The sequence below is a fragment of the Psychrobacter sp. T6-6 genome (genome assembly GCF_052258185.1).
Classification (GTDB): Bacteria; Pseudomonadota; Gammaproteobacteria; order Pseudomonadales; family Moraxellaceae; genus Psychrobacter.
Genome location: NZ_JBQQEX010000003.1, coordinates 414,321 through 432,918 on the forward strand (window position 1 = coordinate 414,321; position 18,598 = coordinate 432,918).

Genomic DNA, 18,598 nt, shown 5'->3' on the forward strand with positions numbered 1-18,598 from the left:
TAGTACTGATTTTTCCAATCAGATTCTTAATTATACTTAGCTGAGCTAGATAGATTATTGAAGTATAACCTATCTAGTTTAGATATTACTTTATAGCTAGAAACAATGTCCCTAAAATCCAGTTTTAAAGGTTTCCTAGGTGAAACCGTCATCAATGTTGCCATGTGGCTTAAGCTTGAAAAAGATATATACCACCGATTAAACAGTATCACCTTGCCGAAAGACAAAGGTGGCAGTACCCAAATCGATCATGTCATTGTCTCTGTATACGGCATTTTTGTGATTGAGACCAAGAACTATAAAGGCTGGATATATGGTAGCGAGAAGCAAAAGCAGTGGACACAAGTATTCCCAAATGGCAGCAAATTCAAATTCCAAAATCCATTGCGTCAAAACTACTTGCACATTAAGACACTGGCTGATTTGTTGGGATTGGATCTGAGTTACTTTCACTCGATGATTGCTTTCATTGGTGAATGTGAGCTGAAAACCCGCGATGAGTTGCCCGAGCACGTATTGACAGGTGGTATGGTCTCTTATGTAAAGAAGAAACAAGATAAGCTACTGACTGAAGACGAGGTTACATCCATTGTTGAGCAGATTAATAGCAATAGATTTAGTAAGTCTTGGCGCACCAATCGAGAGCATAAAGCCTATCTAAAAGACAAGCATAGCAATCCAAGCCAGAATACGAATAAGCAGCCTAGCGGTAACGCTAATGATAAACCAGTTGCTGTTGCTAAAGTAGCTAATAAGCCTACACCAGAGCCGATAGTAAAAGAGACCGCTAAACGAGCTATTCTAAAAAGCAGAGAAGTGCAGCGATGGTCGGGTCAAACTGAGATCGAATCTAAAGATTTATCAATTGATAGTATGGATACTCAGCAAGCAGACACTCAGCAGACAATTATACCACACGATATGGCTAATAAGGTTTTCCTTACGCCATTTGAAAGTATAGAGTCTGAATCACAAATGGATGAGCCTGAGTTACTTAAGGCGGCAGACAACGCCGCTGATATCGACCAAGCACCAACCTGCCCAAGATGTAATGGTGAGATGGTTGAACGCACTGCGAAAAAAGGCGCACGCCAAGGACAGTCCTTTTATGGGTGCGCGCAGTTTCCTAAGTGCCGAGGCGTGGTGAATGTAGCTTAACTGTTAGTCATCTCAACCATATATCTCTTCCAAACGTAAACAAGCGACCAATCGACCATCCCATTCGCGCAGTTGTGGCTCTACTTCGCTACATTGCTGCTTGGCATAGGGGCAGCGTTTATGTAGTGCACAGCCACTTGGCGGATTAAGCGGACTTGGTAACTCACCTTGCAGGGTTAGATCGTTTTTATGACCATTTACCGTGGGTGCAGCAGCCAATAACGCGATGGTATACGGATGTTTTGGCGCATTATAAATTGCTTCTTTGGGGCCATGCTCGACGGCCTGACCTAAATACATCACCATGACATCATCAGCGACATGGCGTACTACCGATAAGTTGTGCGAGATAAAGACGTAGGCAGTACGATACTCATCCTGCAAATCCATAAATAGATTCAAGACTTGCGCTTGAATCGACACATCGAGCGCGGAAGTTGGCTCATCAGCGACGACAATTTTTGGATTGAGCATCATGGCGCGGGCGAGGGCAATTCGCTGCCGTTGACCACCCGAAAACATATGCGGAAAACGACCAGCATGTTCAGGACGTAGACCTACGTTTCTCATCATCTCGTTGATCTTGTCGCGCTTCTCTTCTTTGGACAGTTTGGTATGAATATCCAATGGTTCAGTCAATTGATAGCCAATGGTATGGCGTGGGTTCAAGCTCCCATACGGGTTTTGGAAGACCATTTGTATTTCAGTACGCAACTCTTTTAGCGCCTTTCTACTATAGCCCGTAGTGCCTTCATCATTGATAAATAGCTCGCCCTGCGTAGGCGCTTCGATCAATGTTAGCTGGCGGGCAAGGGTTGATTTGCCGCAGCCTGACTCACCAACGACTGCCAGTGTCTTACCAGCTTCAAGTTCAAATGAGACACCATTGAGCGCTTTCACGTATGCTTTTGCTTTGCCCAGACCTTGTGATACTGGGTAATGTTTGTGTAAATTGTCTGCTTTTAAAACCACTTTATTACTCATACTTGTGACTCCAAAGTAGCAGCGTGAGAGATAGGGGTGCGAGAAGAAGGATCAGCATAAATGCAGCGAACCTTACCGTTCGGTGTATCTAATATAGGTGGCGGTACGTCACAAGTGGGCTCTTTGTAGGGGCAACGGGGCGACAATAAACAACCACTTGGGCGATCGTATTGACTGGGTACGACCCCAGGCAAACTGTTTAGACGGTCTTGACCAATAGCCAGTTCTGGGATGGCTTGTAGCAGCGCCTCTGTATAAGGATGTGCAGGATGTTGGAAAATCTCTGGTACGGTACTGGTTTCAACCACTTGTCCAGCATACATGACCGCGACATCACGTGAGTTTTGTGCGACAAGGCCTAGGTCATGGGTAATCAAAACCATCGCCATTTGTTTTTCACGTTGTAAACGACCGAGCAAATCCATAATCTGCGCTTGTACCGTGACATCAAGCGCAGTGGTCGGCTCATCTGCGATGAGCAGTTTTGGCTCACAAGCAAGCGCCATCGCAATCATGACTCGCTGACTCATTCCCCCTGATAGTTGATGCGGATAGACCTTGAGACGGTTTTTGGCGTCAGGCATCTCGACCAGTTCTAACAGCTCTAATATACGTGTTTGTACGGCGGAGCCGCGCAAACCAAGATGCTTGCGCAGAACTTCACCCAATTGCATTTCAACGGTAAAGCTTGGATTAAGACAAGACATGGCGTTTTGAAAGATCATAGAGATGTCTTTACCAATGATGCCGCGTCTCTGTTTCGGCGGCATACCGAGCATGTCTTTACCATCAAACATCACCCGCTGAGCACGCACGCTAGCAGACGGTGGCAGTAGTCCCATCAGCGCCATCATCGTGACCGACTTACCTGAGCCTGACTCTCCTACGACAGCGATGACCTCACCTTGAGTAATTTTTAACGACACATCATCCACTGCGCGAAAGGCACGCACACCTTGTCCAAAAGTGACAGACAGATTTTCGATATCTAACAGCAACGGTGAGTCTTTTGTTGATGCGCCATTCATAGACGTGTGGTTGGTAGGTGTTTTAATTAATGATTCAGTCATGTTAGGTCACCTGTTTGAGTTTAGGGTCTAGCGCGTCACGCAAGCCATCACCCGTCAAGTTGATCGACAATGCTGCTAAGAAAATAGCGACACCTGGCCAAATAGCGAGCCAAACATTACTTTGAATATACTGACGAGCCGTACCGAGCATCGCGCCCCATTCAGCATCTGGTGGCTGTACGCCAAAGCCTAAGAAACCAATCGCACCTGCTTCTAAGATAGCAGAGGAGAAGATCATCGTTGCCTGCACGATAAGCGGTGCCATACAGTTGGGCAGAATGGTCACGAACAGTAGACGCAGTACGCCAGCACCCATGACTTGTGAGGCAATAAAGTACTCGCGCTGAAGCTCTACCATCGCGGTGGCGCGAGTCAGACGAATAAAGGGCGGTGTACAGACCAGTGCAATCGTGATAATCGTATTGGTCATAGATGGGCCTAAGATAGCGGCAATAATGATGGCCAAAAGCAAGCTGGGATAGGACATCAAAATATCATTAACCAGCATGACCGCCTTGCCCCAAACCTTTGGCCAAAATGCGGCACTAAGTCCTAAAGAAATACCGACCAGCATAGCAAGGGTGGTCGCGCTCAAACCGATAAACAGTGAATAACGCGCGCCATACATCACTCGCGACAAGGTATCTCGGCCAGCATCATCAGTACCTAGCCAAAACATCGTATTGCCACCATCTAAAAAAGCAGGGGGCAATTGCTCTTGACCGGTAAATAGCTCATAAGGGTCATGGGGTGCAATGGTGGGCGCGAGTATGGCAACAAGCACCATCAATGCCAGTACGATAAAACCAAGCACCGCGCCTTTGTTTCGGCAGAACGTCGACAAAAATAGCTGCCAAGAAGATGGCGGTGTGGCGGCCATAAGCTTGACATCGGAGGGGAGAACAGAAGGCTTCATGAGCAGTTCCTATAGTGGCTAGTGCATTGGATTTTTAGGCTTCTTTTTCTAACAATTATTAGAAATTTGCTACAAACCTTTAAAACCAAATAAGCGCTAATCCTCACTATTTATAATATGTGTATTTATCACTGTTGAATTAAGACGTATGTCGAATGCGTGGGTTGATCAGACCATACAAAATATCAATAAATAAACTGACCAAAATTAGGGCGGTGGCGACCAGTAGAATACCGTTTTGTACAATTGGGTAGTCACGTGTGAAGAACCCATCGAGTAACCAGTTGCCAACACCTGGCCAACTAAAGATTGTCTCGGTAATGATCGCACCTGCGAGCAATGTTGCCATCTGTAAGCCAACAACTGTAACGACAGTGATTAACGCATTACGCATGACGTGTACCAGTATCACGCGGCGCGGTGACAAACCTTTGGCACGCGCGGTACGTACATAGTCTTCATCTAACACCTCTAGCATCGCAGAGCGCGTCATCCGCGCTATCATCGCTAACGGAATGGTCGATAGCGCAATAGAAGGCAGGATGAAGTGTTTGACCACGTTCCAGAACGCACCAGGCTCGCCTGATGTCAGGGAACCGAGTAGCCATGAGCCATATAGCGGCTGCACATCCAAAAACTGTGCGACAGAGATCACCCCAGCGACAGGTAAAAGTCCTAGGTAGTGGGCAAATATGCCAGTCAAAATAGGCCCCAGCAAATAAATGGGCATAGAATAGCCTGCCAGCGCCCCTGACATGAGTGTGTAGTCAATCCATGTGCCACGGCGTAGCGCTGCAAAAATACCCAAACTTATCCCAACGACGCTAGCAATGACAATAGCGCATAGCGCCAGCTCTAACGTGGGCACAAAGTGGGCAAAGAAGTCTTGTAATACAGGGGTACGGGTACGGAAGGACTGACCGAAATCACCTGTCAAAATACCCGTTAGGTAGTCCCAATACTGGGCGATGAGGGGTTTGTCCAGTCCCAGTCTCTCTAGCGCGCGAGCGTGTAGCTCAGGGTCGACCATACGCTCACCCATCATAATCTCGACTGCATCTCCAGGGACGAGGCGAATTAGAGTAAAGGTGGATAGGGTGAGACCAAGATAGACAGGTATTAGGATGGCGATGCGACGTAGAATATAAAGTAGCATGGGCTGCTCAATAGTTGTGGTTCGATGATTAGAAAATTAGCAGTGATGAGCGTATCCGTGAACAAGCATTTAACCCATATTATTGATATCATTTATATAAGTGCGGCTGGGGCAGAGTATCTGACCCAGCCGAATATCAATAAATACAAATATTAATGAATTAAGAGTGCTTGTCATACAAGGACGTAATCAGCCAAGGTTATTCAACTTTTACGCCATCGAAGCGTATTGAGCCAAGTGGGCTAATCTTATAGTCGACGACGTTTGGTGCAGTGAATACGGTTACGACCGAGTGTGCCATTGTCGTCCAAGGAAGTTGTTCTTTGAAGATTTGCTGTGCTTGTTCATATTCAGCGACACGCTCGTCTTGATTATTGATCTGACGGGCATTGGTCACTAAGTTATCAAAGTCTTTGTTGCACCAGCGTGAGTAGTTATTGCCACCCACAGCATCACAAGACAGTAATGAGCCTAGCCAGTTGTCTGGGTCACCATTATCACCGGTCCAGCCAGCTAGAATGACATCAGGCTCGCCTTTAGCAGCGCGCTTGAGGTACTCGCCCCACTCATAAGTGACCAGCTTGGTATCGACACCGATCTTAGCCCAATCTGCTTGTAGCATCTCAGCCATCAGCTTGGCATTTGGGTTATATGGTCGTTGGACTGGCATATACCATAGGTCGATAGAAAGATTGTCTGCACCAGCTTCTTTGATCAGGGCTTTTGCTTTTTCGACGTCATAAGGCGCATCTTTTAGAGACTCGTCATAGCCCCACTGTGTTGGTGGCATTGGGTTGGTCGCTTTGAGACCTTCACTTTGATAAACCGCGTTGATAATCGCGTCTTTATTCACAGCCATATCTAATGCCTGACGGACTCTTAGATCACTAAGCTGAGGTTTTTCAACGTTGTAACCAACATAGCCCACGTTGAAACCAGGTTGGTCGAGAACCATGGCCTTGCCAGACTGTTTGACAGATTCAATCTCAGCAGGTTTTGGATAGGCCGATACATGACACTCACCAGCTTGTACTTTTTGAGCACGGACTGCTGAGTCTTTAGTGATAACAAACACAAGATTATCGATATGAATATCGTCTTTATTCCAGTAGTCTGGGTTTTTGGTATAACGAATTTGTGCGTCTTTTTGATAAGAGGTAAAGACAAATGGTCCTGTACCAACTGGTTTGGTATTGATATCAGCGGCATTACCAGCTTCCATCAGTGTGTTTGCATATTCAGCAGAGTTGATGTAAGCGAATGGCATCGCTAGGTTCTGTAAAAATGGGGCGTTGGTTTCGCTCAGGGTAATTTTTACCGTGTAGTCATCGACCTTTTCGATATCAGAGATAATATCAGGTAGCCCCATGCCAACTGAATAAGGGAATTCAGCAGGATAAGATTTATTAAACTCAAAGTCTGGGTCGGTAATACGCTCTAGCGTAAAGACAATATCGTCGGCATTAAAATCGCGAGTCGGGGTAAAGTAATCAGTTGTACCGAATTTAACTCCTTTGCGTAGGTTAAACGTATAGGTCTTGCCATCTTCGCTAATCTCCCAGCTCTCAGCCAACCCTGGCTGAATCTCAGTCTCCGCTCTTTTAAATTCTACCAAACCGTTATAAATAGGGAATGCACTCGCATCAAAATCTGTACCCGAAGTATACTGCGCTGGATCAAAACCAGCAGGGCTACCTTCTGAACAATAAAGCAAAGTCTTAGCAGCTTTTGCATCAGAGCTGGCAGCAGAGTCATCAGTGGTTTTATTGTCTCCGCTACAGGCACTAACGCCTAAAATAAGTGTCGTCAACAGGGTAAGTTTGAAGAGAGATTTTTGCATTATTACATCCTATGTAGTGATAGGTAGTTACTTATGATATCCAGATAGCGGTGTTCAACTACGGATACCATGAGCAAGCGTTTGATGACCTTGGAATGTTTATTTATATATTTTCGTATATACAAAAAGAAACATATTATGGGTTGTTATAACTTTAATTTATATCGGCAGAAACTAAAAATATAAACAAGTCGTTCGAATATACTCTCTTAATCTGCAGTAGTGCAAGCTATAAATGAACTAATTTTGATAATAATTGCATCATTATGCTGTCAATAGCACGAATTTAGTAGAATATGCTAAATTTTATTGATTTTTGTCTATACATTTAATTTGTGCCAAAAAGTGATTAAGATCCAGTGTTATATGGTTTTTTACTAAATACAGACGACGAGAAATAAACTGGTTACGTGCATCTGACGTAACCAGTTATGACATGTTTTTAAGGTAATTATCTATGTGACGACATTATCTTTGTCTATATTTTATGCAGAGATATTTTTGGCATGATCATGAGTTGCCTTGATAAGGTCTGCTATTTTTTCGGCAATCATAATCGTCGGTGCGTTGGTGTTGGCACTGATAAGCGTTGGCATCACTGAGGCATCAATAACCCGTAGTCCTTTTACACCGCGCACTTTTAGCGCCAAGTCAACCACCGAGCTGTCATCTGAGCCCATCCGGCAGGTGCCTACTGGATGGTAGATGGTGTCAGATTTATTGCGGATATAGCCAAGCATGCCATCTTTTTCGAGATAGGGGGCAGGGTAGTCTTCTGTAATATACTTGGCGAGTGCTGACTCTTGCATGATGGCTCGAGTACGCTCGGCGCCTGCCACCATCTGCTCAACGTCTTTTGGATGTGAGAGGTAGTTTGGATCGATCAAGACGGCAGCAGAGGGGTCCGCTGAATCCAGTCTTACCGTACCGCGACTCTCAGGTCGTAAGTAGCAGCTATGGCAAGAAACCGCATAGCCACGCCTGAGGTCGCGACCATGCTCAACCACACGTGAGATGACAAAATGCAGCTGAGTGTTTGGCCATTCTTTTGGCGCATCACCCACACTAAAGAACGCACCTGCTTCTGCATAGTTAGTAGAGAGTATGCCTGTACCGTCCTTTCTCCATTGGCGAATGCTTTTGGTCAATGTCGAGAGTGCTGCTATACCAATACCGATGACATCCGTAGTATTGACCTCGTAATCAAAGACCACATCTAAATGGTCTTGTAAATTACCGCCAACTTCAGGGGCATCTACTATGACCTCAATACCATGAGACTGTAAATGCTCGGCGGGACCAATACCTGAGAGCATAAGGACCTTAGGTGAACCGAATGCACCACCTGACAAGAGAACTTCGTGACGTGCCAGAACCGTGTGCTCCACACCGTCTTTTTCGTAGACAACACCAGTCGCTTGATCGTCTTCAATAATGACACGGTTAGCCTGTGCATGTGTGATGACAGTTAGGTTTGAGCGGTTTTGTACGGGATGTAGATAGGCGGCAGCCGCGGAGCAGCGTTGGCCTTGTTTTTCACCATGGAAGTGGGTGACCTGATATAACCCTGCACCGTCTTGTTTTTCGCTATTGAAGTCTTTGTTATGGTCCAAACCGTTCGCTATAGCCGCCTCTACGAAAGCCTTTGAGATGTCTCGCGGGCTGAGCAGATCGCTGACATGCAGTGGTCCACCATCGCCATGTAAGTCATCGCTGCCATGGACGTTGTTTTCAGCTTTTATAAAGTAAGGGAGTACATCATCAAATCCCCAGCCAGTACAGCCTTCTTCTACCCAGCGCTCGTAATCTAGTTTACTGCCGCGCGTGTAGATCATGGCATTGATTGCTGATGAGCCGCCTAGGCACTGCCCACGTGGTTGAAAACCTTTACGGTTATTAAGATGCTTTTGGGGTGTGGTATGAAAGCACCAGTTGTTCAGTTTGAGCGGCTTGCCCGGCACCATCAGAATCAGTCCGGCAGGTACGCGTACAGCCAGATCTTTGCCATCACCGCCGTACTCTAATAAGCAGACACTGATATCTGGATTTTCGGTCAGACGGCTTGCAAGTACACAACCTGCCGAGCCACCGCCCACAATGACGTAATCAAATGTTTTGTCAAATTCCATTTTATATTCCTTATAGCATCCATGCTAATTAAAATAGGCTATGCTTTACAGTATCTATTATTTTGCTGAAATAATAAAATAAAAATGACTCGGCGGTGTCTGTGTATACCAGTAGGGTATAACCGCCCATGGGGCAGCACAGGGTGCATGGCGTAGTACTGATGCCATATTGTCTTGTTTCAAATAATCTTTCATCTTGTCCCGAATAGTCTCATACCGAACAGATCTCTGAGCGTACGATGAAGCGCTTGCCTTCAGGGATCTCTAACGAAAAACTCGCGCCGCGCCCATTGACCACATCAATAGTCAGATCGGTATGCTGCCACAGATCGTACTGTGCGCGTCCCATATAAAATGGACAGCCAGCAAGCTTGCCAACCAGCACATCTTGACCGCCTACCTTGAACTCTCCTAGTGGATAACACATCGGCGAGCTACCATCACAGCAGCCACCTGATTGGTGAAACATCAGCTCACCGTGCTTGGACTTCAATAGCGCAATCAACGCCTCACACGCTTCTGTTGCCATAATTTTCATCATTAACTCCTCATATTTCCTCTATCTATAAGTCACCAGTCTATAAATCACCAAAAACAGCACTCTAATGGTTTATTAAAGCAAAAATGCAACCTACCTTGCGACAGATTGCATTTTTTATGCTTGTTTCAGCATGGTCACAAATTAAGAGTTGTCAAAATCTGCTTAGAAAAAACCCATCGCTTTAGGGCTGTACGACACCAGCATGTTTTTGGTCTGCTGGTAATGATCGAGCATCATCAGATGGTTTTCGCGGCCAATACCAGATTGCTTGTAACCGCCAAAGGCTGAATGTGCAGGATAGAGGTGATAGCAATTGGTCCATACGCGGCCGGCTTGGATGCCACGGCCAAAACGATAAGCGCGAGTGCCATTACGTGTCCAGATACCAGCGCCGAGACCGTATAAAGTATCATTAGCAAGCGTCATCGCTTCTTCATCGTCTTTGAAAGTAGTGACAGCGAGTACAGGACCAAAGATTTCTTCTTGGAACACACGCATGTCATTGGTGCCCTCAAAAATAGTGGGCTGTACGTAATAACCGTTTGCCATATCGCCATCATGTTTGGCGAGCTCACCACCTACCAAGACTTTTGCACCTTCTTTTTTGCCGATATCCAGATAAGATAGGATTTTTTCTAATTGATCTGAGCTGGCTTGTGCCCCAATCATGGTATCGGTATCGAGCGGATTACCCATTTTGATAGCTTTGACGCGTTCGATACAGCGTTTCATAAATTCATCGTAGATGCTCTCGTGAACGAGCGCGCGTGAGGGACAGGTACATACTTCGCCTTGGTTTAGCGCAAACATCACCAGACCTTCGACCGCTTTGTCCAAGAAGTCATCGTCTTCATCCATAATATCAGCAAAGAAGATATTTGGACTTTTGCCGCCTAGCTCTAGCGTGACTGGAATGATATTTTCGCTGGCATACTGCATGATTAAGCGACCAGTCGTGGTTTCACCAGTAAAGGAGACTTTATCGATACGTGGGTTAGCAGCGATAGGCTTGCCGGCTTCAACACCGAAGCCGTTGACGACGTTTAGTACGCCTTTAGGCAGAATATCAGCTACCCCTATCAATTCAAGCATGTATAGGACAGAAGCAGGGGTTTGCTCAGCAGGCTTGAGGACGATACAGTTACCCGCCGCCAGTGCTGGGGCAATTTTCCAGATCGCCATGAGGATAGGGAAGTTCCAAGGAATGATTTGACCGACGACACCTAGTGGCTCATGGAAGTGATAAGCGACGGTATCTTCATCAATCTGACTGATGCCGCCTTCTTGTGCGCGGATAACGCCAGCAAAATAACGCAAATGATCGATAGCGATTGGAATATCAGCGGCGAGGGTCTCACGTACAGGTTTACCGTTTTCGTAGCTTTCGGCGATCGCGATGGCTTCTAGGTTGGCTTCGATACCGTCAGCAAGTTTGAGTAACATATTGGAGCGTTCAGTGACACCTGTTTTGCCCCAGGCGTCTTTTGCTGCGTGTGCTGCATCTAATGCCGCTTCTACATCGGCTTCTTTTGAACGGGCGATCTGACAGAAGGTTTTTCCATCGATTGGGCTGGAGTTATCAAAGTACTCACCATCGATAGGAGGCGTCCACTCACCGTTAATAAAGTTGTCGTATTTTTCGCGGAATTGAACGGGGCTGTCTTCAGTATTGGGATAAGCGTATAACATTAACCACTCCTTGTTGTGTATTATGGTTATCTAAAATATGGTCACTGGTGTAGGGCCATTTAAAAATAATCCTTGGTCTTCCTGACCAAGTTATCATCCTATCGTACTGAGCTTTTTTGCAGAACGATAATGACTTTTTATAATGATATATTTTGTATCATATAACTTTAAGTTATGTGATATGAGCGGGTGAAAGTGGTCCGCAAAGTGGTTGCAGCTGCTATAATTGTGAGCATCGATTTTGGCTGGCTATGGTTATCGAATTAACCGTGGCAGCTTTCTTCTTTTACTGTTTCTTATACTATTCTTTTTCATAATATTGGTTGGTTTGGGTCTATGCGTCAATCTTCTGCTCTTGATATCCTAAAAACAGGTCAAAACGTCTTTTTGACTGGCTCAGCAGGCTCAGGCAAGACTTATACGCTCAACCAATATATCGACTATCTGCGCGCACGCCGTGTGCCCGTCGCGGTGACGGCCAGTACGGGTATTGCAGCCACGCATATGAATGGCACAACGATTCATAGTTGGTCAGGGATCGGCATCAAAGATGAGCTGACGGATCGGGATTTAACCACCTTATCACGCAAGCAGTTCTTGGCAGACAGACTAAAAGATACGGCAGTATTGGTCATCGATGAGATATCGATGCTACATGCCAAGCAGCTCAATCTAGTCAGCCAAGTACTCAAGCACATTCGCAAAAGTGACAAAGCCTTTGGTGGTATTCAGGTGGTAGTCGCAGGGGACTTCTTTCAGTTGCCGCCTATCGGTAGCAAGGGCGAGAGCAATCGTGAAAAGTTCGCGTTTATGTCTGAGGCATGGCTCGATGCCAAGTTTCATATTTGCTATCTATCAGAGCAGCACAGACAGGTTAGCGAAGCGGCCAATGGCGGACTAGATTTGGACGATATCCTTAACCAAATCCGTCGTCAGGAAGTGACCTTTGAGGCGATTGCGGCGTTGGAGGCGACTTATGATCAAAGCGTCGATATCAAGCGCACGCGTCTGTACACGCATAATCTCAACGTCAATAAAATCAATGACAAAGAGCTTGCTTCTTTAGAGGGAGAGACGATGCGCTTTGAGGCGACTGCCACAGGCGACAGTAAGCTGGTTGAAACCCTAAAAAAGACCGTACGGACTCAAGATGAGCTGATCCTCAAAGTTGGTGCAAAGGTCATGTTTATCAAAAACAATGCTGAGCTTGGTGTCTCTAACGGTACAATGGGTGAGCTGATTGGTTTTGTGGCAGTTAAAATAGATGACAACAAGGACAACAGTGATGCGCTAATCGAAGACGATAGCAGCGATGACATTGATGAAGATGCTGCTGGCGAAAAAAAGACGAAAGGTAAGAAGTCCACTGCTAAGAAAGATAAAGAAAAACCAAAAACAAAGAAAATAACCACGCAAAAAATGCCTGTGGTGCGGCTCAACTCAGGACGTGAAGTCATCGCTGAACCTGAAGAATGGATAATCGAAGATGAAACAGGCGATGTGCTGGCAAGCTACTTGCAAGTTCCGCTCTGTCTGGCTTGGGCGATTACCATTCACAAATCACAGGGCATGACCCTTGATGCGGCTGAAATTGATCTGTCACGCACCTTTGAGTTGGGTCAAGGCTACGTAGCATTGTCACGACTCAAGTCACTGGCAGGGTTACAGCTGCTCGGTATGAATGACATGAGTCTGCAACTTGATCCGCTAGCACGCGGAGCAGACAAGCGATTCTTAGTGCTGTCTGCAGAGGCAGATGCCAACTACGCCATGCTAGATGAAGAGAGTATGCAGCAGGCACATGAAAAGTTTGTTTTGAAATCAGGTGGCACGCTGAGTAAATCTGTCATTGATGCCTATGCGGCGCTGCAAAAAAAGCGCCGCGAGCAGCAGCAAGCGCAAATAGAAAAAAAACAAAAATTAGGCAATCAAGTCTCTGATAAATCAGAGAGTACTTTGCTTGCGACTAGAGTGCTGTTAGAGGAGAGTCTGACCATAGCAGAGATCTCACAAGCGCGTCAGCTGTCACAATCAACCATCATGCGTCATATCGGTGAGCTAAAATCACAAGACCCCAGCCTTGCCTGTGATCATCTGCGCCCAGACGATGAGGTGATGACAGCTGTAGGCAATGCATATGTCGCCATCAAGGTCGCTAACAATCCAAATGACTTCAATGATGATGGTAGTATCAAGCTGCGCCCAATATTTGATCATCTCAAGCAGAGCATCGACTACAATACCATTCGCTTGGCTCTGATTTTTATTACGCCATAAGTATTTGTTGCTGCATAGGTAGCTATCTATTGCCGCACAGAATGTCATTGCAGATCTTATGGTACGACAGTACCAAACCCACTATTAGAGCGTGCCAAGAGTGACCGCGCTCACTCTTTATCTTTCTTATTTGATAGCGATACCTTGTTATGCCTGATTTTTCTAATGCGACTTACCAGTTGACCTCCGATCCCATCGCGACGACGTTTCGTACGACTGGTGAGCACTCACAGCCACTAAGAGTCGCCATCAATGGTTTTGGACGTATAGGACGCAATGTACTGCGCGCCTTGCTAGAGCGCTTTGAGGTATTGGGACGTGCTATCCATGTCGTCGCTATTAATGATTTGGCGCCGGCAGATATTTTGCTTCACCTCCTAAAATTCGATAGTACACACGGTCGCCTTAGTCGATTGGGCGTCGATGCTGAGATCATAGAAAGTAACGCGGATAATGGAGGCAAAACCCAGCTTTGTCTAACCAAAAACAATCTAACATATTGTATCAATATGCTATCAGAGCCTGATCCACAAAACCTATCTTGGCAGTCGCTGGGCGTCGATGTGGTACTAGAGTGTACCGGTCATTTTCGCTCTTACGAGCAGGCGATGTTACATATCGATGCAGGCGCGCAGCAGGTCATTATTGGTGCTGCACCATTCGATGATGTGGACGCTTGTATCGTTATGGGCGTCAACACAGACGCGCTGACACTTGAGCTACCGATTATCTCTAGCGTGTCTTGTACCACGCAGGCATTGGTGCCGCTGATTGACACACTGGACAAGGCATTTGGTGTAAGATCTGCCATGATGACAGAGATTCATGCGGTTACTGCCGATCAGACTGTACTCGATCAAGCGCATCGAGATCCAAGACGCGCACGTGCTTCTGGCTATAATATTATCCCAACGACCTCCAGTAGTATCGCTGCAACAGAACGTGTCTTGCCAGCCATGGTCGGCAAGATAAATGGGCACTCGATACGTGTACCTACTATCGATGTGGCAGCCATTGATGTGACTTTTGTATTTGATACGCCAGATGTCAGTATTGAGGATATCCGTGAGACACTCATATCGGCCAGTCAGGCACATCTGCATGACATCATGGCGTATACCGACGAGCCCTTAGTATCCAGTGATTTTATTCATCAGACCGAGTCGCTGATCATCGATGGTCAGCAGCTCATGCAAGTAGGCGACCAGTACAAGGTTTTTGCGTGGTACGACAATGAGTGGGGCTATGCCAATAGGCTGCTAGATATGTGCCTACATCTGGCTTATAGCAAGCGATAATCATCTGGTTAGAACGTATTTGAAAATTAATTGAATTTTTTTAGATTAGGGGCTTGCATTATAAAATGATATCTATATAATGATGCACCAATGGAGACGTGGCAGAGCGGTTGAATGCACCGGTCTTGAAAACCGACAAGGGTTAATAGCCCTTCGAGAGTTCGAATCTCTCCGTCTCCGCCAAATTCAAAAAATCCCCAATCACTGCTGATTGGGGATTTTTTTATGGGCATTTATAAAGGTTTAAGTCATACATCTCATAGATGTCTTAATTAGTCTACTTTGGATGGCTATTTTGCCAATGAGTTGCCAAACTCGATGGTCTGGTCATCCACTAATACTAGGGTACCTTCTTTTATCTCAATGGTCATGCCTGTGGTGTTTTTGATCGCACGCATGACATTGATGTCCTCGATACTGCTATCGATGACTATCTTTCCAGATTGCTCAGGCTCAATAGCAGGATCAAATGTGATCAAAGGGACATTGAAGTTCTTGCCTTGCTCAAGGTTATCGTCTTGCATCGTCAGCGTACCTTTGAAGCTCTCAATAGGTACTGTCCCATGATTTGATAGCATAAACTGCATTTTAACTTGGTTTAAACTGTCACTATCACTGGTTTTGATGGGCAGCAGGGCGACAGGATATTTCTGAGCTGTCGCATTTGCTGTCTCACCAGTGACAATAGGGCTTTTCTTACCTGTTGGATTGTTAGGATGCAGGCGCTCGTATTCACGCTGTTGTATCAAGGCTTGCTTGATCGTGGTACGCGGCATGGCACCTGACTCATACGCATCGCTGAGTTTCATACGCAGCATATAGCGACTGAGGACTTGCTGATCGGCTGCAGGTAGTTGTTCAAAGGTTTGTCCTAATTCGTCTTGCCACTGGTCAGAATCAGTAGGTATGGTTTTTTGGCTTGGATCTGTTTGCGGCGACGAGCAGCCAGAGGCAAGCGCGAGCACCGTAACCGTCATGGTCAAATACAAAGCCTTGTTAAAACGCCGCTGTAAACCTTTCATCGTATACCCCCTTATGCATTTTTATTATGATAAAGCCTGTCTAATAGTGATGGCTATTTTCTTAATATACCTCGTTTAAGGGGAGATTGTGTTTAATTATGGCTAACTGCGGTAGTAAAATGTCCAAAGTACTAAAAAGTGAATACCTTTAAATAGGACAGATAACAGCATAAATAAAAGAGAGTGCAAGAATAAAAAAGGTGCATTGTTCATTAACAGTAATAAAGCAATCGACAAAAAAAGACCACATTCGCATCAGCAAACGTGGTCTTTTTTTTTTGACACTCATTATTAGGCTTTATGTGCCAAGTGATGATGTCTATGCTGTCGTTTCAATATCGACTTTCATTTCGATATCGACAGCATTATTGATCGTTGTCTTGAAGCTCAGACAAAGAGTGGGTGATATGATTGTTATGAGTAACCACAATAGCTTCATCAATGATACGTTGGCTCACGCCACGCTTGCGTAGTGTCTCGATAAAAACTTCATCATGAGCCAGTGTATAGTCTTGATGATCACGATCGAGACCTTGGCGAATATATAAGCGAATAAGCCCTTGAATGCGTTTGAAACCCAAGTCTGATGACGTTGTTTCTAATAGCTCAATCATTTCTTCAGACAAACGAATACTGATCGGGCGCATAATTTTTTGCGGATGATCAGAAAACTTATTTTTTATACGTACAGGTATCATAATAAACCATTACTTTTAGTGAGTAGGAGCAAAGCACTCAAACAAAAACGAACCCAATCCAAATTAATCTTACCATACAACAAAAACGCCTAAAATAACACTATAGCCATGCAATACGCTTAAACTTATAAGTACATATTAATATCATTATAAGTGCCTATAAAAGAGGCAACAATAAAAAAACCTTCATCAAATAGTGATGAAGGTTTTTAGTATATGGCTCTCCAACCTGGGCTCGAACCAGGGACACACGGATTAACAGTCCGTTGCTCTACCAACTGAGCTATTGGAGAATAAGCTGTCATAACACTAAGCGTTTTAGCTTTGTTACCAATCAATTTCTTGGCTTGTTTGCGTTATGTGGGGCACATTTTAGCCAAGTCATTAGGGGCTGTCAACCTTATTATGCCATTAATCAGAAATATTATTACAATTATCGAAAATAGACGTTTGTGCCTTACCAAATAAGTTATTTCGGTACTGATATTTGCCGAATACAAGTAGCAATTGGCTATAGCAATGACGGACATCCATAAAAATCTTGTCCAGCATATAGACAAGTTCAGCTAGATATCAACACGGCATACTAATTGACTGCAAAAACATACGGTTTTTTGAATATTAAGGCAGGTACTACACTATTTGACACAATAAAGACGCAAGACAGCCTTCACATTGCTAGAGTATTGCTATAAAATACCTACCATACGGTATCTTTAATATGTATTTAACAAGTATATTGTTAGTAAATGCTTGAATGAAGGCGGGTGTGCTAAAGATGAGTCCTACAACAATTGCCTACGGTTACCTGACCATTGCCATCATATGTGAAGTGATTGGCACGACTTTTTTGATGAAGTCAGAGCAGTTCACCCGTCTGGTGCCGACCATCATGATGGGCGCGCTCTATACAGTCTCATTTTATTTATTGGCACAGACGCTCAAGACCATACCGCTGGGCATTGCCTATGCATTGTGGGGCGGGTTGGGTATTGTGCTAACTTCGCTTGTGGGTGTGGTGCTATTCAAGCAAACCCTTGATACGGCAGCAGTAGTCGGCATTGCTATGATTGTTGGCGGTGTTGTTGTCATGAACTTATTGTCTAATTCTGTGGTGCATTAGTATGAATATAGAAGTGGAAAATGCTCATAAGCGTAAAAAACAGCCAGAAGTGGTTCGTCGGGCGCTGCTGGATCAAGCGGCACGGATAACACTAGAGCAAGGGCTGACTAAGGTAACGTTTCAGGCGGTCGCTGATGCAGTAGGGGTAACTAAAGGCGGTGTTATGCATCATTTCGCTACCAAAAACGCTCTGGTTATCGAAGTGTTCAATGATGCGATGGCCAAATTTGAGGCAGAAGTAGATGCCGCTATGGCAAAGGATCCTGTGAGTTATGGTGCTTTCACCCGTGCTTATATCGATGCCACTATCAGTCTGGGCGAAAAAGCGCAGGCAGAATATGACAATCAAGCAACCTTATATGTGTTGATGCTAGGGGATAGCGAATTACGTGAAATGTGGGCTCAGTGGGCCAATGCCCAATTAAAGAAACATGCCGCAACTGACGATACCGAAACCTTATGCATGGTCCGTCTGACTGCTGATGGTATTTGGCTCTCGGACTTTTCAGGTGTCGATATAGCAGACAAAAAGAGGCTGCGTGATCGACTGATAAAAATGACGCAGCGTGATTTTGATAACAGCACTGACTAAATGACAATGCTGACTAAATGACAGCACACAGGTCAAATAGAAGTAACAACCAAATAAAAGCTTAAATCAGAAAATATTTAGACTGATAAGGGTTCAGCTGTTAGG

Annotated in this window: 15 protein-coding genes and 2 tRNA genes; 6 read left to right on the forward strand and 11 right to left on the reverse strand. The window is 45.2% G+C overall.

Annotated features, from left to right (window positions below; translation table 11 throughout):
- Positions 1-105: 105 nt before the first annotated feature.
- Positions 106-1,158 carry an NERD domain-containing protein gene (locus ACTXGL_RS07680; protein ID WP_443526011.1) on the forward strand — a complete coding sequence of 351 codons (1,053 nt, stop codon included), beginning with the start codon at positions 106-108 and terminating at the stop codon, positions 1,156-1,158.
- A 12-nt stretch (positions 1,159-1,170) separates the two neighbouring features.
- On the opposite strand, the gene ACTXGL_RS07685 is transcribed toward ACTXGL_RS07680, so the two are convergent.
- The 8 genes from ACTXGL_RS07685 to exaC all read right to left on the reverse strand — a co-directional run bounded on the left by ACTXGL_RS07685 (position 1,171) and on the right by exaC (position 11,483).
- Positions 1,171-2,142: a peptide ABC transporter ATP-binding protein gene (locus tag ACTXGL_RS07685; protein WP_443526012.1), complete on the reverse strand. Its 972-nt coding sequence runs from the start codon at positions 2,140-2,142 to the stop codon at positions 1,171-1,173.
- Entirely contained in the window at positions 2,139-3,212 is a 1,074-nt protein-coding gene (locus tag ACTXGL_RS07690; RefSeq protein WP_443526014.1) for an ABC transporter ATP-binding protein, read from the reverse strand. The genes ACTXGL_RS07685 and ACTXGL_RS07690 overlap by 4 nt, the downstream gene beginning before the upstream one ends.
- A gap of 1 nt (position 3,213) precedes the next feature.
- A complete protein-coding gene (locus tag ACTXGL_RS07695) occupies positions 3,214-4,128 on the reverse strand; it encodes an ABC transporter permease (RefSeq protein ID WP_443526016.1) in 915 nt (304 codons plus the stop codon).
- 139 nt (positions 4,129-4,267) lie between these two features.
- A complete protein-coding gene (locus ACTXGL_RS07700) occupies positions 4,268-5,284 on the reverse strand; it encodes an ABC transporter permease (protein ID WP_319052180.1) in 1,017 nt (338 codons plus the stop codon).
- Between the two features lie 199 nt (positions 5,285-5,483).
- The gene (locus ACTXGL_RS07705) at positions 5,484-7,124 is read right to left on the reverse strand and encodes an ABC transporter substrate-binding protein (RefSeq protein ID WP_443526017.1); all 1,641 of its coding nucleotides are present in this window, start codon (positions 7,122-7,124) and stop codon (positions 5,484-5,486) included.
- Positions 7,125-7,609: 485 nt separating this feature from the next.
- Complete coding sequence (locus ACTXGL_RS07710; RefSeq protein WP_443526019.1) at positions 7,610-9,253, reverse strand: GMC family oxidoreductase; 1,644 nt, start codon at positions 9,251-9,253, stop codon at positions 7,610-7,612.
- A 211-nt stretch (positions 9,254-9,464) separates the two neighbouring features.
- A complete protein-coding gene (locus ACTXGL_RS07715) occupies positions 9,465-9,791 on the reverse strand; it encodes a DUF779 domain-containing protein (RefSeq protein WP_443526021.1) in 327 nt (108 codons plus the stop codon).
- Positions 9,792-9,956: 165 nt separating this feature from the next.
- The gene (gene exaC, locus ACTXGL_RS07720) at positions 9,957-11,483 is read right to left on the reverse strand and encodes an acetaldehyde dehydrogenase ExaC (protein WP_443526023.1); all 1,527 of its coding nucleotides are present in this window, start codon (positions 11,481-11,483) and stop codon (positions 9,957-9,959) included.
- A gap of 336 nt (positions 11,484-11,819) precedes the next feature.
- On the opposite strand from exaC, the gene ACTXGL_RS07725 reads away from it, so the two are divergent.
- From ACTXGL_RS07725 to ACTXGL_RS07735, 3 genes are all read left to right on the forward strand, one after another.
- On the forward strand, positions 11,820-13,760 hold the full coding sequence (locus tag ACTXGL_RS07725) for an AAA family ATPase (protein WP_443526024.1): 1,941 nt from the start codon (positions 11,820-11,822) through the stop codon (positions 13,758-13,760).
- A 149-nt stretch (positions 13,761-13,909) separates the two neighbouring features.
- The gene (locus ACTXGL_RS07730; protein ID WP_443526026.1) at positions 13,910-15,058 is read left to right on the forward strand and encodes a type I glyceraldehyde-3-phosphate dehydrogenase; all 1,149 of its coding nucleotides are present in this window, start codon (positions 13,910-13,912) and stop codon (positions 15,056-15,058) included.
- Between the two features lie 92 nt (positions 15,059-15,150).
- Positions 15,151-15,241 (forward strand) — tRNA-Ser (locus tag ACTXGL_RS07735).
- Between the two features lie 107 nt (positions 15,242-15,348).
- Here ACTXGL_RS07735 and ACTXGL_RS07740 read toward each other — a convergent pair.
- The 3 genes from ACTXGL_RS07740 to ACTXGL_RS07750 form a co-directional block, all read right to left on the reverse strand.
- Positions 15,349-16,080, reverse strand: a complete 732-nt coding sequence (locus ACTXGL_RS07740) for a hypothetical protein (RefSeq protein WP_443526027.1) — start codon at positions 16,078-16,080, stop codon at positions 15,349-15,351.
- 365 nt (positions 16,081-16,445) lie between these two features.
- On the reverse strand, positions 16,446-16,778 hold the full coding sequence (locus tag ACTXGL_RS07745; protein ID WP_443526028.1) for a CopG family transcriptional regulator: 333 nt from the start codon (positions 16,776-16,778) through the stop codon (positions 16,446-16,448).
- Positions 16,779-16,995: 217 nt separating this feature from the next.
- Positions 16,996-17,071: transfer RNA gene (locus ACTXGL_RS07750), tRNA-Asn, on the reverse strand.
- 464 nt (positions 17,072-17,535) lie between these two features.
- On the opposite strand from ACTXGL_RS07750, the gene ACTXGL_RS07755 reads away from it, so the two are divergent.
- Together ACTXGL_RS07755 and ACTXGL_RS07760 are read left to right on the forward strand one after the other, a co-directional pair.
- Positions 17,536-17,901, forward strand: coding sequence for a DMT family transporter (locus ACTXGL_RS07755; RefSeq protein ID WP_443526030.1), 366 nt, complete (start codon positions 17,536-17,538; stop codon positions 17,899-17,901).
- Position 17,902: 1 nt separating this feature from the next.
- Positions 17,903-18,493: a TetR/AcrR family transcriptional regulator gene (locus tag ACTXGL_RS07760; protein ID WP_443526031.1), complete on the forward strand. Its 591-nt coding sequence runs from the start codon at positions 17,903-17,905 to the stop codon at positions 18,491-18,493.
- Positions 18,494-18,598: the final 105 nt, after the last annotated feature.